This is a genomic window from Bradyrhizobium sp. IC3195 (genome assembly GCF_020193585.1).
GTDB lineage: Bacteria > Pseudomonadota > Alphaproteobacteria > Rhizobiales > Xanthobacteraceae > Bradyrhizobium > Bradyrhizobium yuanmingense.
The window spans coordinates 76,724-89,417 of the sequence record NZ_JADYVG010000016.1; the positions used below are offsets into that span (position 1 = coordinate 76,724).

At 64.0% G+C, this 12,694-nt stretch carries 14 protein-coding genes; 8 read left to right on the top strand and 6 right to left on the bottom strand.

From position 1 onward, the window contains the following. Positions 1 to 27: 27 nt before the first annotated feature. From I6F09_RS25970 to I6F09_RS25980, 3 genes are all read left to right on the top strand, one after another. Positions 28 to 1,488, top strand: coding sequence for an NAD(P)/FAD-dependent oxidoreductase (locus I6F09_RS25970; RefSeq protein WP_225142535.1), 1,461 nt, complete (start codon positions 28 to 30; stop codon positions 1,486 to 1,488). Between the two features lie 154 nt (positions 1,489 to 1,642). Beyond that, entirely contained in the window at positions 1,643 to 2,284 is a 642-nt protein-coding gene (locus I6F09_RS25975; protein ID WP_225189388.1) for a ParA family protein, read from the top strand. Beyond that, positions 2,247 to 2,876 carry a phasin family protein gene (locus I6F09_RS25980; RefSeq protein WP_225189389.1) on the top strand — a complete coding sequence of 210 codons (630 nt, stop codon included), beginning with the start codon at positions 2,247 to 2,249 and terminating at the stop codon, positions 2,874 to 2,876. The genes I6F09_RS25975 and I6F09_RS25980 overlap by 38 nt, the downstream gene beginning before the upstream one ends. Positions 2,877 to 2,997: 121 nt before the next feature. Here I6F09_RS25980 and I6F09_RS25985 read toward each other — a convergent pair whose 3' ends face one another. Both I6F09_RS25985 and I6F09_RS25990 read right to left on the bottom strand, forming a co-directional pair. Then, positions 2,998 to 3,234, bottom strand: coding sequence for a 4-oxalocrotonate tautomerase family protein (locus tag I6F09_RS25985; RefSeq protein WP_193375002.1), 237 nt, complete (start codon positions 3,232 to 3,234; stop codon positions 2,998 to 3,000). A gap of 16 nt (positions 3,235 to 3,250) precedes the next feature. Further along, complete coding sequence (locus I6F09_RS25990) at positions 3,251 to 3,961, bottom strand: SDR family oxidoreductase (protein WP_036015767.1); 711 nt, start codon at positions 3,959 to 3,961, stop codon at positions 3,251 to 3,253. Positions 3,962 to 4,174: 213 nt separating this feature from the next. On the opposite strand from I6F09_RS25990, the gene I6F09_RS25995 reads away from it, so the two are divergent. From I6F09_RS25995 to I6F09_RS26005, 3 genes are all read left to right on the top strand, one after another. Beyond that, on the top strand, positions 4,175 to 5,098 hold the full coding sequence (locus I6F09_RS25995; protein ID WP_036043273.1) for a LysR family transcriptional regulator: 924 nt from the start codon (positions 4,175 to 4,177) through the stop codon (positions 5,096 to 5,098). A gap of 146 nt (positions 5,099 to 5,244) precedes the next feature. Next, positions 5,245 to 5,400: a hypothetical protein gene (locus I6F09_RS26000; RefSeq protein ID WP_007612486.1), complete on the top strand. Its 156-nt coding sequence runs from the start codon at positions 5,245 to 5,247 to the stop codon at positions 5,398 to 5,400. A 142-nt stretch (positions 5,401 to 5,542) separates the two neighbouring features. Then, positions 5,543 to 6,472, top strand: coding sequence for an aspartyl/asparaginyl beta-hydroxylase domain-containing protein (locus I6F09_RS26005; protein WP_225111891.1), 930 nt, complete (start codon positions 5,543 to 5,545; stop codon positions 6,470 to 6,472). Between the two features lie 93 nt (positions 6,473 to 6,565). On the opposite strand, the gene I6F09_RS26010 is transcribed toward I6F09_RS26005, so the two are convergent. After that, positions 6,566 to 7,114, bottom strand: a complete 549-nt coding sequence (locus tag I6F09_RS26010; RefSeq protein ID WP_036015773.1) for a periplasmic heavy metal sensor — start codon at positions 7,112 to 7,114, stop codon at positions 6,566 to 6,568. A gap of 166 nt (positions 7,115 to 7,280) precedes the next feature. Here I6F09_RS26010 and I6F09_RS26015 point away from each other — a divergent pair, with 166 nt between their 5' ends. Beyond that, positions 7,281 to 7,739: a nuclear transport factor 2 family protein gene (locus tag I6F09_RS26015; protein WP_225112031.1), complete on the top strand. Its 459-nt coding sequence runs from the start codon at positions 7,281 to 7,283 to the stop codon at positions 7,737 to 7,739. Positions 7,740 to 7,810: 71 nt separating this feature from the next. Here I6F09_RS26015 and I6F09_RS26020 read toward each other — a convergent pair whose 3' ends face one another. From I6F09_RS26020 to galE, 3 genes are all read right to left on the bottom strand, one after another. Further along, positions 7,811 to 8,512 (bottom strand): fumarylacetoacetate hydrolase family protein, encoded by a 702-nt coding sequence (locus I6F09_RS26020; RefSeq protein ID WP_036029941.1) that lies wholly within the window; start codon positions 8,510 to 8,512, stop codon positions 7,811 to 7,813. Between the two features lie 33 nt (positions 8,513 to 8,545). After that, entirely contained in the window at positions 8,546 to 10,348 is a 1,803-nt protein-coding gene (locus tag I6F09_RS26025; RefSeq protein ID WP_225111890.1) for an ABC transporter ATP-binding protein, read from the bottom strand. 119 nt (positions 10,349 to 10,467) lie between these two features. Then, positions 10,468 to 11,481, bottom strand: coding sequence for a UDP-glucose 4-epimerase GalE (galE, locus tag I6F09_RS26030; RefSeq protein WP_036015779.1), 1,014 nt, complete (start codon positions 11,479 to 11,481; stop codon positions 10,468 to 10,470). 126 nt (positions 11,482 to 11,607) lie between these two features. Here galE and I6F09_RS26035 point away from each other — a divergent pair, with 126 nt between their 5' ends. Continuing rightward, positions 11,608 to 12,645 carry a glycosyltransferase family 4 protein gene (locus I6F09_RS26035; protein ID WP_225189390.1) on the top strand — a complete coding sequence of 346 codons (1,038 nt, stop codon included), beginning with the start codon at positions 11,608 to 11,610 and terminating at the stop codon, positions 12,643 to 12,645. Positions 12,646 to 12,694: the final 49 nt, after the last annotated feature.

The following is a 12,694-nucleotide window of genomic DNA, read 5'->3' on the forward strand; positions in this document are numbered from 1 at the left end:
GGACAATCCGCCCCGGCGGAGGAAACCATGCAACAAGAACATTTCGACGTGCTGATCGTCGGCGCCGGGCTATCAGGCATCGGCGCCGGCTATCATCTGCAGACCAAGTGTCCGGCCAAGAGCTACGTCATCCTCGAGGGACGCGATTGCATCGGCGGCACCTGGGACCTCTTCCGCTATCCCGGCATCCGCTCTGACAGCGACATGTTCACCCTCGGCTATTCGTTCAAGCCGTGGACCGATCCGAAGGCGATCGCCGACGGGCCGCAGATCCTGAACTACGTGCGCGAGACTGCTAGCGAGAACGGCATCGACAAGCACATCCGCTTCCACCACCGCGTCAAGCGCGCGGCGTGGTCGACGCCGGATGCGCGCTGGACCGTCGAGGCCGAGCGCATCACGGGCGAGGGCGCGACCGAGCTGGTGCGCTTCACCTGCAACTTTCTGTTCATGTGCTCAGGCTATTACAAATACGAAGCGGGCTATACGCCGGAGTTCAAGGGCGCCGCTGATTTCGCCGGCCGCATCGTGCATCCGCAGAAATGGACCGAGGACATCGACTACGCGGGCAAGCGTGTCGTCGTGATCGGCTCGGGCGCGACAGCGGTAACGCTGGTGCCGGAGCTCGCCAAGCAGGCGGAGCAGGTCACCATGCTGCAGCGCTCGCCGACCTATGTGGTGTCGCGGCCGGCGCAGGATCCCGTCGCCAACAAGCTGCGCCGCAACCTGCCGGCGAAGTTCGCCTATCACCTGATCCGCTGGCGCAACGTGATGTGGGGGATGTTCTTCTTCCAGCTCAGCCGGCGCAGGCCGGCGAAGGTGAAGGATCTCATCCTCAAGGGCGTGAGGATCGCGCTCGGCCCGGACTACGACGTCGCGACCCACTTCACGCCGCGCTACAATCCCTGGGACCAGCGGCTGTGCCTCGTGCCCGATGGTGACCTCTTCAAGGCGATCCGCGAGCAGCGCGCCAGCGTCGTCACCAGCGAGATCGAGACCTTCACGCATGATGGCATCCGTCTGAAGGACGGCCGCGAGCTGGCGGCCGACATCATCGTGACGGCGACCGGGCTGGTGCTCCAGGTCGCCGGTGGCCTCGAGGTCAGCGTCGACGGCCGCTCCGTCGATTTCGCCAACACGCTGACCTACAAGGGCATGATGTATGCCGACGTGCCGAACATGGCCTCGGCCTTCGGCTACACCAACGCGTCCTGGACGCTGAAATGCGACCTCACCTGCGAATATGTCTGTCGCCTCATCAATTACATGGACCGGCACAATTTCCGCCAGTGCATGCCGCACAACGATGATCCCACTATCACCGCGCAGCCTTCGCTCGATTTCACCTCGGGCTACGTGCAGCGCTCGATTGCCAAGATGCCGAAGCAGGGCTCGAAGCGGCCCTGGCGGCTCCACCAGAACTACGCGCTCGACATCGTCTCGTTGCGCTTCGGTCGGATCGACGATGGCGTGATGCAGTATTCCTGATCTTGCTACGTAGGATGCCGGGATAGCCTCGCGTTCGCTTGAGACGAATCGCGACTTGCGGTAGTATTTTTTTGCGCTGCAAGAAGTTTATTTCCGGCAACGTCTGAGTTCCGCGTTGTTGCCGTTTCAAGGGGAGCGCGGGACATGCACGTCCTTGCCCTGGTCACGCAAAAAGGCGGAAACGCTGTCCGTTGGACTGGCGGTGGCAGCAATGCAGCGAGCTGAGCGCGTCGCTCTCATTGAGGCGGACGCGCAAGGTACGATCTCGAAATGGAAAGAGCGCCGCGATCATCCCTATCCCCGCGTCGAGCGCGTTGCCGATCCAGCCGAGATCGAACCGTTGATCGCGCGGCTGAAGGCCGAAGGCGTCTCGCTTGCCATCATCGACACAGCTGCCACGACCAACGGCTTGGCGATGCGCGTCATCGCCTGCGCCGATCTCTGTCTCATCCCGGCGCGCCCGAGCCCGGCCGATATCGAAGCCGCAATTCCTACACTGATCGCCATTCGCAGGCTCAACCGCCGATTTGCCTTTATCCTCAATCAGACACCGTCGCGAGGGTGCCGGCTGAGCGAAGCTGCCACATCGCTAAGCTCGCTCGGCGTGCTTGCACTCCCGTTTATTGCGCAGCGTAAGGATCACCAGGATGCACTCGGAGCAGGGTTGGGCGTGACGGAGTTCGCACTGGCGGGCAAAGCTTCGGACGAAATTGTAAGTTTGTGGGGTTGGATCGCGGCGCACTTGGCCGAGGAGTCGGATGATTATGGGAAAGGCGCGCTCAAAGCTGCCTGCTGACGTTGCACGCACCGGGCGTCGCTCGCTGCTGGAACTGGCGGCGGAAGTGAGCCGTGCGGTCGACGAGGGCTTGGCCATGCCGCCGGGCTCATTCGCCGTCTTCCCGCAAGATGCGCCGCAGATCGCGCAAGGAGCCCCTGCTCCTATGACTGTTCCGGCACAAGAAGCGGCCAGCGTCATTGTTGCAAGACCTGAACCTCCGAGCAGCACTGATCTCATCGTGGCCATGGCCAAGGAGTATCAAGCCCGCGCTTTGGACGGCATGAGCGCTACGCTCAACTTCGCCAACGACCTCGCAAAATCACGGCTGGCCAGTGTGACATCAGAGGCCAATGAAACCGTCGTCGTGGAAAGCGATCTCATCGACGCGATTGGGACGGCAGCCGAGTGTCGCACCGTCGTGCTCGAACTGATGAAGGTCAATGCGGGCGCGACCTTGGAGTATGCGCGGGAGCTAGGGCGTGCAAAGACTCTGGCAGAGTTGGTTGAGCTGTCGGGCACGCATGCGCGAAAGCAATGTGAGTTGGTCCTGAAGCAAACCGAGTTGCTGAGGTCGCTTGCTCAAAGCATGACAAAGCCCAGTGCCAGGTGATGCAACTCGCCTGCGCGAAGGGCGGGACCAAAACCCGAGCGGTCGCCGAGATGGTCGGCGACGAGCGGGCCGACGATCGTGCCGAGGTCATGTCATCCTCTTGCGCGCGACGGCGTGCAGATCATCCTGTCTGCGTGGCGCGGCGGCGGCGGAATTCCTGCACGGGCACGCCGCCCCAGCCCCAATTGTCGGTGTCGACTTCCTCGATCACGACGAAGGTGGACTCGAGCGGCTTGCCGAGCACGTCGCGCAGCAGCTCGCTCGACCCCTTGATCAGTGCGGCCTTCTCCTCCGCCGTGAGCGACGCCGCACCCGGCGCCGTTCCCTCGCGGGTCACTTTAATGGTGACGATGGGCATCGTGGTTCTCCTCCTCTCAGTGGCCGGCGCTCTGGCCGCCGTCGACATGCAGAATTTCGCCGGTGACAAAGGAGGCGCCCTCGAGATAGAGCACGGCATCGACGATGTCAGACATCTCCCCCATATGGCCGACCGGGTGCAGTGCGTCGAGCTGGGCATGCGTCGCGACCGGGTGCATCGGCGACTTGATGATGCCGGGCGACACCGCATTCACGCGGATGCCGCGCCTGGCGTATTCGATCGCGAGCGACTTGGTCGCGGCGTTCAGCCCACCCTTGCTCAGCGAGGCCAGCACCGAGGGCACATTCGAATTGGCCTGATCGACCAGCGTCGTCGTGATTTGGACGACGTGGCCAGACCCCTGCTTCTCCATTTCGGCGATGGCAAGCTGCGTGATGTTGAAGAAGCCCGCGACATTGGTGCCCATAACTGCGGCATAGTCCTCGGCCGTGTACTGGGTGAACGGTTTTGCGACGAAGATGCCCGCGTTGTTGACCAGCGTGTCGACTCGGCCGAAGCGGGCGATCGCTTGCGACACCACGCGCTCTGCGGTGGACCGCTCGGCGATGTCGCCTGCAACGGCGAGGACGTCGTCGTCACCCGACGGCTTGATGGAGCGCGCCGTTGCGACGACGCGATAGTTGCGATCGCGAAAACCCTGGACCAGGGCGGCGCCGATACCCTGCGATGCACCGGTGATGATGGCGACCTTCTGCTCGATACCCATGACGGGCTCCTGTTGTTGGCTTGAAAACCTGCGCCAGGCGGCGGCTGGCTTGGGCGTTGAGGTACGCTGCGGCGGCTTGCTTGCGAATATCCGCTGCCCGGCAGACACTCTTTCGCGACGCGAACGAATGCCGGATCGATCCTTGCGGAGGTTGTCGCAGCCGGCGCAAACGCCTAGCTTTCAGCCGAAATCTCAGGGGGCTGCGGCGAGCGCATGGATCGTCTGGACGCGATGAAGGTGTTTGTCCTTGCGGTGGACGAGGGCAGCTTGGCTGCCGCAGGACGCAAGCTCGGCCGATCGCCGGCTGCGGTGAGCCGCGCCATCGCCTTTCTGGAGCAGCGGGTCGGCGCCGAGCTGCTGCACCGGACGACACGCTCGATCAAGCTGAGCGAGGAAGGCGAGCGTTATGTCGCGATCTGCCGCCGCGTGCTCACCGATCTGGAGGAGGCCGAGGACATCGCGGCCGGACCGCGCACGGCTCCGCGTGGTCTGCTCACGATCACCGCTCCGGTGGTCTCCGGCGAGATGGTACTGCGGCCGATCCTCGACGCGTTTCTCGACGCCTATCCGACCGTATCGGCAAAACTCCTGCTGTTCGACCGTGCGGTCAATCTGATCGAGGAAGGCGTCGATATCGCGCTTCGCATCGGTCCGCTGGCGGATTCGGCGATGGTGGCGATGCGGGTCGGCGGGATCAGCCGCGTCGTGGTGGCAGCTCCCCGCTACCTGAAACAACATCCGCGCATCACCGAGCCGGGCGATCTCGCCAAACACCAGATCGTCGCGATGGCGCATCTGCCCAATTCCTGGACCTTTGCGCCGCAGCCGGGCTCATCGGCGCCGCGCACCGTGCAGTTCACCCCGCGGCTCGTCGTCAACAGCACCTATGCGGCAGTGGCCTCCACTGTGGCCGGGCGCGGCGTGGCGCGGATGTATTCGTACCAAGTGGCCGAGCAGGTCGCGCGCCGCGAGCTCGAGATCGTGCTGGCGGACGACGAGGATCCGGAGATGCCGGCGCATCTGATCTGCCCGCAGGGCCGGCTTTCGGTGCCCAAGGTGCGCGCCTTCACCGACTTCGCCGTGCCCCGGCTGAAGAAGCAGTTTGCGCTGCTGAAGCAGAGCACCAAGGCGCGTTGAGCCGCTTCATGCCTCCGCAATGCGCGGTTTCGCGTATACGGCGGGACGGCTGAATCGGCGATGGTTCCGGAACGGTTAACGCCGATTTAACGGATGAGTCCTACCCTGTCTCGGCCGGGGTTACTCGCAAGGCCGAGGTGAGCCCAATGGAAGCCCAGAGAATAGCGGTCGACGCCGTCGTCGCGCTGACCGATTGCGACCGCGACGCCGTCATCGCCTTCATCCGCCGCCTCTATCTCGCCGGCGTCACCGACCCCAAGCGCCTGACCTTCAAGGGCCTGCAGGCGCTGTCGCGGGCTTGATTCGGCTCGTTTCGGCCGGTTTAGACCCCAGTCCATCCCCTTGCTCTCCCCGGCGTGATTGCAACCCAGCGGTGAATATCTTGCCGCTCCGGCCGGGTCGGGCTACACGACACCCCGGCTGGGTCACTTGGGGATTGGGGAAATGTTGAAACAGCTTTTTGCGCCGCAGCTCGTCATTTTGTACGTGCTTGCGGCTTCGACGATTTACGTCCACTTCCGCGGCAAGCAGCGGCTGCGCTTCGCGCGCCAGCTCGGCGATCACTCGACCTATCTCGCACCTTACAATGTGCTGATGTATGCGGGGTCGGCGGTGCCGAACAAGCCGGTGATCTCGGTCGATCAGTTTCCGGAGCTGAAGCCCCTCCGCGAGAACTGGGAGACCATCCGCGACGAAGCCGTGCGCCTGTTCGATGAAGGTTTTATCCGCGCGGCGGCGAAGAACAACGATTGGGGCTTCTACTCGTTCTTCAAGAGCGGCTGGAAGCGGTTCTACCTGAAATGGTACGACGACTTCCTGCCGTCGGCGAACACGCTGTGCCCGACGACGGTGGAGCTACTCAAATCGATACCGAGCGTGCATGGCGCGATGTTCGCGATGCTGCCGCCCGGCGGCAAGCTCGGCGCTCACCGTGATCCCTTCGCCGGCTCTCTGCGCTATCACCTCGGCCTGGTCACGCCGAACTCGAACAAGTGCCGGATCCTCGTCGATGGCGTCGAATGCGTCTGGCGTGATGGCGAGGCCTTCATGTTCGACGAGACCTTCATCCACAGCGCCGAGAATGCGACCGACGTCAACCGCATCATCCTGTTCTGCGATGTCGAGCGCCCGATGAAATACGGCTTCATGACCGCGATCAACCGCTGGGTCAGCCATCACATCGTCAAGGCGTCGGCGACCCAGAATGTCGACGGTGAGCACGTCGGCGTGCTCAACAAGGTGTTCGGCAAGCTCTACGAGATCCACCTTGCCAGCCGCAAGGTGAAGGAGTGGAACCGCAACGTCTACTACACGCTCAAATACTCGCTGACGGCCTTGATCCTCGGCCTGATCGTGTATTCGGCACTGAATTGAGGCAAATGCGCGGGGCGGATCAGCGAAGCTTGGTCGGCCGTTGCCTCATCTCGATCCGCCCTAGCGCGATCGTCTGATCTCGGTCGGCATTGTCTAATGATGGTGCTTGTGCTTGTGCCCTGCGGAGCCGTCGGGACGCTGATAGCCCCGTAACTCTGCATATCGCTGCATCTGGCTCTGATCGAGCACGGCAGCGGTTGAGAGGTGGTATTTGAGGTGGCTCTCGCGGAGCTGCCCCTGAGTTTCGGCAATGGCGCCAATGCTGGTCTTGAGCGCTTCCGATGTGACCCTGCGGGAAGAGAAGAGGTCTTCCAGCGCTCTCTCTTGCTCGACGAGCTTGTTACCCAGCGGAACGGCTTCCTGTTTCATGGCATCGAACAGCCGTTGAACCTCGGCGCGCTGATCGGCGGTCAGGCCGAGACGATCACTGAGCTCGAGGACGTGGCTGGGACCGGGATATCCATTGAGCTCCGCAGCGAGAGCCAGGCCCATACCGCGTCCGGCGCGGAGATCGTCGATCTGTTGCTGTGACAGCGCCTTGATGGGGCGCTTCTCAAGGCCGGCATAGGGTTGACTGGACTGCGCGCCGGCTGTGCTGCCCGTGAGGAGGAGGGAGGCTGCAAGCAGAAGGACGCGGTTCATGAATCTGGCTCCCACAAAATGGAGCCGGCCGATGTCGAAGCATCGAACCCGGCTGTGACGTGACACCTGTCGCGATCGAGTGATCCCGGAGCACAAATCTTGCTGGATCGTCCGGCCCATGGCAACAAAGATCGCCGTGATTGAGTTGCCGAATGTGGAGCAGGTGATGACCTCTTTGCCGACCGCGAATACTGAGATCACGCAGTTCTTCCGCCGATGGCTGGACACCTTCGCGGGTTATGTCCGAGAGGTCGATTACGCCTCGGCGCGGCCGCTCTTCGATCCGGACGTGCTCGCCTTCGGCACCCATAGCGACGTCATCCCCGGCCTCGATCAATGGGTCAAAACCCAATGGGACAATGTCTGGCCGAAGACGACCGACTTCCGTTTCGTCCTCGATCAGACCTCCGTTCTGGCATCACCGGACGGTATGATGGCAACCGTCGTCGCGCCGTGGACGAGCACGGGCTATCATCCCGATGGCAGCACGTTCGCGCGCCCAGGCCGCGCGACGATGGTGTTTTCGAGGAACGGCGATGGCTGGCTGTGCGTGCATTCGCACATGTCGCTCAATCGCGGTGTGCCGCAGGCGAGCCACGCCAATCGGCCGGTAAAGGCCTGGTAGCTCGACCGCGTGCACGATCGACATGCAAAAGGCCCCATTCCGGAGCCTTTTGAGTCGAGCTGCAGCGAGCCTTATTCCGGCTGGCCGATGCTGACCTTCAGCGTGCCGATGCCGTCGACGCCGCATTCGAGCTTGTCGCCAGGCTGGAGCTGCGACACGCCGGCGGGCGTGCCGGTCATGATGATGTCGCCGGCGGCGAGCTTCACCTGCTGGGAGAGCTGCCAGATGATCTCGGGCACGTTCCAGATCAACTCGGTGAGGTCGCCCTTCTGCGCTTCCTTGCCGTTGACCGTCAGCCAGATCTTGCCCTTGGAGGGATGGCCGATCTTCGAGGCCGGCTGCAGCGCGGAGCAGGGCGCCGAATAGTCGAACGACTTGCCGATCTCCCACGGGCGCTCCTTCTTGCGCGAGGCGATCTGGAGATCGCGCCGGGTGAGGTCGATGCCGACGGCGTAGCCGTAGACGTGGTCCAGAGCCTTGTCGGCGGGAATGTTCAGTCCACCGCTCTTCATCGCGACGACCAGCTCGACCTCGTGATGCAGATCCTTGGTCAGAGGCGGATAGGGAATGGTGGCGCCGTCGGGCACCAGCATGTCGGCATGCTTGGCGAAGAAGAACGGCGGGGCGCGCTCGTCATTGCCCATCTCGCGGATGTGCTCGAGATAGTTGCGGCCGACGCACCAGATGCGGCGTACCGGATAACGGCCGCTCTCGCCGACGACGGGAAGCGAAGCCTGGGGCGGAAGCGGGATGACATAGGAGGCGGCGTTCATGCGGGTCTCGCTGCTCTTGAGGTGGAACGAACTCTATGCGGTTGCGCTGATCGGCGCCAGAGCGCCGGCGTCGTGATGCTGCAGGCGGAAGAACGAGGCATAGCGGCCGCCGCGACGGAGCAGCTCGTCATGGCGGCCCTGCTCGACGATCTCGCCGCCTTCGACCACCAGGATGCTGTCTGCGTGCATGATGGTGTGCAGGCGGTGCGCGATCACGATGGTGGTGCGGTTCTGGCAGAGATGCTCGATCGCCTCCTGCACCTGCCGCTCGGATTCGGAATCGAGCGCGGCAGTGGCTTCGTCCAGGAGGATGATCGGCGCGTTCTTGAGCAGCGCGCGCGCGACCGCAATGCGCTGGCGCTGTCCGCCCGAGAGCTGGGTGCCGTGCTCGCCGACGGGCGTGTCGTAGCCGAGCGGAAAGCCCGTGATGAAGTCGTGCGCGCAGGCCGCCTTCGCCGCCTCGACGATCTCGTCCTCGCTGGCGTCCGGCTTGCCGAAGGCGATGTTGTTGCGGATGGTGTCGCGGAACAGATAGACGTCCTGGCCGACATAGGCGGTCTGGGCGCGCAGCGATTTGCGCGAGACCGACGAGATCGGCTGGCCGTCGATCACGATGTCGCCCTGCGTCACCTCGTAGAAGCGCAGGAGCAGGCCCAGCACGGTCGACTTGCCGCCGCCGGAGGGGCCGACCAGCGCAGTCACCTTGCCGGGCTCCGCGACGAAGCTCATCCGGTTGAGCACCGTCTCGCCCGAGCGATAGGAGAAACTGACATCGCGCAGCTCGATACGGGCATCTGTCAGCTTCAGCGCCGGCTTGTCATCGTCGGACTGCTCGCTCGCGGGGCTGTCGACGACCTCGAGCAGCATACGGGCGCCGACGAGCTGGCTGTTGAGATCGATGTTGAGCCGGGCCAGCCGCTTGGCCGGCTCGGTCGCCATCAGGAATGCGGTCATGAAGGAGAAGAACGCGCCGGGCGTGGCGTTCAGCGCGACCACGGCATAGCCGCCATACATCAGGCAGCCCGCGACGGCGAAGCCGCCCAGCATCTCCATCAGCGGGTTGGAGCGGTTGGCGACGCGGGCCATCTTGTTGGCGTTGCGCTCGACGACCGCGATGTTCTCGTCGATGCGCCTCTGCATGGTCTCTTCGAGCGTGAACGCCTTGACGGTGCGGATGCCCTGAAGCGATTCCTGCATCGTCTCCATGATGTCGGCGGTGCCGGTGAACTGGTTGAAGGCGAGGCCCTTGATGCGCTTGACCAGCTTGCGCAGCACCAGCATCGCCGGGGGCACTGCGACGAGGCCGATGAACGACATCAGCGGATCCTGCCACACCATCACGCCGATCATGGCGAGCAGCATCAGGAGGTCGCGCCCGACGGCGTTGACCAGCATGTTGAGCACGTCCGTGATCGACTTGGCGCCGGCGGTCAGCCGCGCCAGGAATTCGGAGGAGTGCCGCTCGGAAAAGAAGCCGACGCTCTCGCGCATCAGCTTGGCGAACAGCTGGCGCTGGTTGGTGGCGAGGATGGCGTTGCTGATCTTGGTCAGGATCACCATGTGGCCGTAGGTCGCCACGCCTTTGATGAAGAGCAGAACGACCGTGATCCCCGAAAACATCGCGATGCCCGGGATGTTCTTGTCGACATAGGCCTGGTTGATGACCTGGCCGAGCACGTAGGTCGCGCCTGCGGTCGCGCCGGCGGCGAGCGCCATCAGCGCGAAGGCGACGAGATAGCGCCGCCAATAGACGATGCCCTGTTCCGTGATCAGGCGGCGAATCAGGACCGCTGCCGCGTAGGGATCGTCGGTGATTTTCTTTGGAAACTGGGCCATCCGGTGTCCATTGACGGCGCAGGACAAAAGCCTGCCCGCGCGTCAGGGATCGATGGGCCTCTGTGCCCGCTCAAGCCGGGTTTTTCAAGCCCAATTAAGGGCTTGCGCTTGGGATGATTCTAGGCGGAGGCCGCGTGGCGGAGCTCGCCGTGGCGCTCGCGGAACAACTTGTCCTCCCAGGCCAGCGCATGGGCTGCGATGGTCTCGAGGTCGTCGTATTGCGGCCGCCAGTCGAGCAGGCTGCGGATGCGGCTGGTGTCGGCGACCATGGTCATGATGTCGCCGGGCCGGCGCGGGGCGTATTGCACGGCGAAGCTGCGGCCCGAAACCCGGCGCACCGCGTCGATGGTCTCCAGCACCGAATAGCCGCGGCCATAGCCGCAATTGAGCGTGGACGAGGCGCCGCCATTGCGCAGATAAGCGAGTGCCGAGCGATGGGCCTGCGACAGGTCGGTGACGTGGATGAAGTCGCGGATGCAGCTGCCGTCCGGGGTCGGATAGTCGGTGCCGAACACGTCAATCTTGGCGCGCTGGCCGGTGGCGGCCTCAACCGCAATCTTGAGCAGGTGCGTGGCGCCGACGGTGGCAAGGCCGATGCGCGCCTGGGGATCGGCGCCGGCGACGTTGAAGTAACGCAAGGTCACGTATTGCATGCCGTAGGCGGCTGCAACGTCGTGCAGCATGATCTCGGTCATCAGCTTCGAGGAGCCGTAAGGCGACAGCGGCCGCGTCGGCGCGTGCTCGGGCACCGGCACCTGGTCCGGATTGCCGTAGACCGCAGCGGTCGAGGAAAAGATGAAACGGCCAATGCCGCGCTTGACCGCGACGTTGAGCAGGTTGCGCGCGGTGGTGAAGTTGTTGCGGTAATAGCCGAGCGGATCGCGCATCGAATCCGGCACGACCACCGAGCCTGCGAAATGGATGATGCTCTCGATGTCGTGCTGGGCGATCACGCCTTCGAGCAGGTTCTCGTCGCCGGCATCGCCGATGAACAGCGGCACGCCTTCGGGAAGGTAGGCCGAGAAACCGGTGGAGAGATCGTCGATCACGACGACGTCCTCGCCGGCTTCCGCCAGCGCCAGGACCGTATGACTTCCGATATAGCCGGCGCCGCCGGTGACTAGCACAGTCATGATCTCACCCGTCTTCGATCAGCGCGCAAGGCTAGCGCTTGCGTGGTGAAGAGGGGGTATCGGCACAGCTGAACTGGTCACTATGCTTAATGTTGCGTATAGGGACTTTGCGAAATGGAGTGTGACGTGGCGGGTTTCCCCGGCGATCTCGAATTGATCGTGCCAAATCTGCACAGGCGCTATTCCGGGGTCACCGCGACCAACCGGATGGTGGCGCCGCGGCTGGCAAAGCTGTACCGCGCCGCCTGGTTCGGCTCGGACGCGCCGGCGGGGATCGCGCGCCTGAGCATCGGAGATCTCCTCAAGCTATGGCGTCGCAAGCGGCCTGTGATCTGGCATGCGCGCCGCAACAACGAGATGATCGCGGGGGTTGGCTTGCGCGCGCTCGGCTGGCCGCTCAAGCTCGTGTTCACCTCGGCGGCGCAGCGGCATCACAGCTGGATCACGCGCTGGCTGATCCGGCGCATGGACGCGATCATCGCAACGTCAGATCTCTCGGCCTCGTTCCTGAAGGTGAAGGCGACGGTGATCCCGCACGGCGTCGACACCGACGTCTACGCGCCGCCCGCCGATCGCGCTGCGGCTTTCGCGGAAGCCGCGCTGCCCGGCCGTTACGCCATCGGCTGCTTCGGTCGCGTCCGTGCGCAGAAGGGCACCGATCTGTTCGTCGATGCGATGTGCCGTCTGCTGCCGCGTTATCCGGATTTCACTGCTGTCATCGTCGGGCAGGTCACGGCCGAGCAGACGCCCTTTGCCAACGACCTGAAGAAGCGCATCGAAGCAGCAAACCTGCAATCGCGCGTCGTCATCACCGGCGAGCTGCCGATCGAAGCAGTGCAGCGCTGGTATCAGCGCCTGACCATCTACGCCTTCACCTCGCGCAACGAAGGCTTTGGGCTGACGCTGATCGAGGCGATGGCGGCGGGCAGCGCGCTCGTGGCCGCGCGCGCCGGCGCGGCGGAGCTCGTCGTCGAGGATGGTGTCACCGGCGTGCTGATCCCGACGGGAGATGCCGACGCGCTCGCTGCGGCGCTCGAGCCGCTGATGCGTGATGTGGCTGCGGCGACCGCGATGGGTGAGCGCGGGCGGGCGCGGGTGCTCGAGAAGTTCAGCCTCGATGCCGAGGCGGCGCGGATCGGCGCGGTCTATCGGCCGCTGCTCTGAGGCCGTTTTCGCCTGTCGCAAACAAAACCGCGAAAACAACCCCATGCAC

What these genes read in the sequence shown, in the direction of transcription:
- I6F09_RS25970 (WP_225142535.1), top strand. Translation starts at nt 28, where the DNA reads ATGCAACAAGAACATTTCGACGTGCTGATCGTCGGCGCCGGGCTATCA.
- I6F09_RS25980 (WP_225189389.1), top strand. Translation starts at nt 2,247, where the DNA reads ATGATTATGGGAAAGGCGCGCTCAAAGCTGCCTGCTGACGTTGCACGC.
- I6F09_RS25985 (WP_193375002.1), bottom strand. Translation starts at nt 3,234, where the DNA reads ATGCCCATCGTCACCATTAAAGTGACCCGCGAGGGAACGGCGCCGGGT.
- I6F09_RS25990 (WP_036015767.1), bottom strand. Translation starts at nt 3,961, where the DNA reads ATGGGTATCGAGCAGAAGGTCGCCATCATCACCGGTGCATCGCAGGGT.
- I6F09_RS25995 (WP_036043273.1), top strand. Translation starts at nt 4,175, where the DNA reads ATGGATCGTCTGGACGCGATGAAGGTGTTTGTCCTTGCGGTGGACGAG.
- I6F09_RS26000 (WP_007612486.1), top strand. Translation starts at nt 5,245, where the DNA reads ATGGAAGCCCAGAGAATAGCGGTCGACGCCGTCGTCGCGCTGACCGAT.
- I6F09_RS26005 (WP_225111891.1), top strand. Translation starts at nt 5,543, where the DNA reads ATGTTGAAACAGCTTTTTGCGCCGCAGCTCGTCATTTTGTACGTGCTT.
- I6F09_RS26010 (WP_036015773.1), bottom strand. Translation starts at nt 7,114, where the DNA reads ATGAACCGCGTCCTTCTGCTTGCAGCCTCCCTCCTCCTCACGGGCAGC.
- I6F09_RS26015 (WP_225112031.1), top strand. Translation starts at nt 7,281, where the DNA reads ATGACCTCTTTGCCGACCGCGAATACTGAGATCACGCAGTTCTTCCGC.
- I6F09_RS26020 (WP_036029941.1), bottom strand. Translation starts at nt 8,512, where the DNA reads ATGAACGCCGCCTCCTATGTCATCCCGCTTCCGCCCCAGGCTTCGCTT.
- I6F09_RS26025 (WP_225111890.1), bottom strand. Translation starts at nt 10,348, where the DNA reads ATGGCCCAGTTTCCAAAGAAAATCACCGACGATCCCTACGCGGCAGCG.
- galE (WP_036015779.1), bottom strand. Translation starts at nt 11,481, where the DNA reads ATGACTGTGCTAGTCACCGGCGGCGCCGGCTATATCGGAAGTCATACG.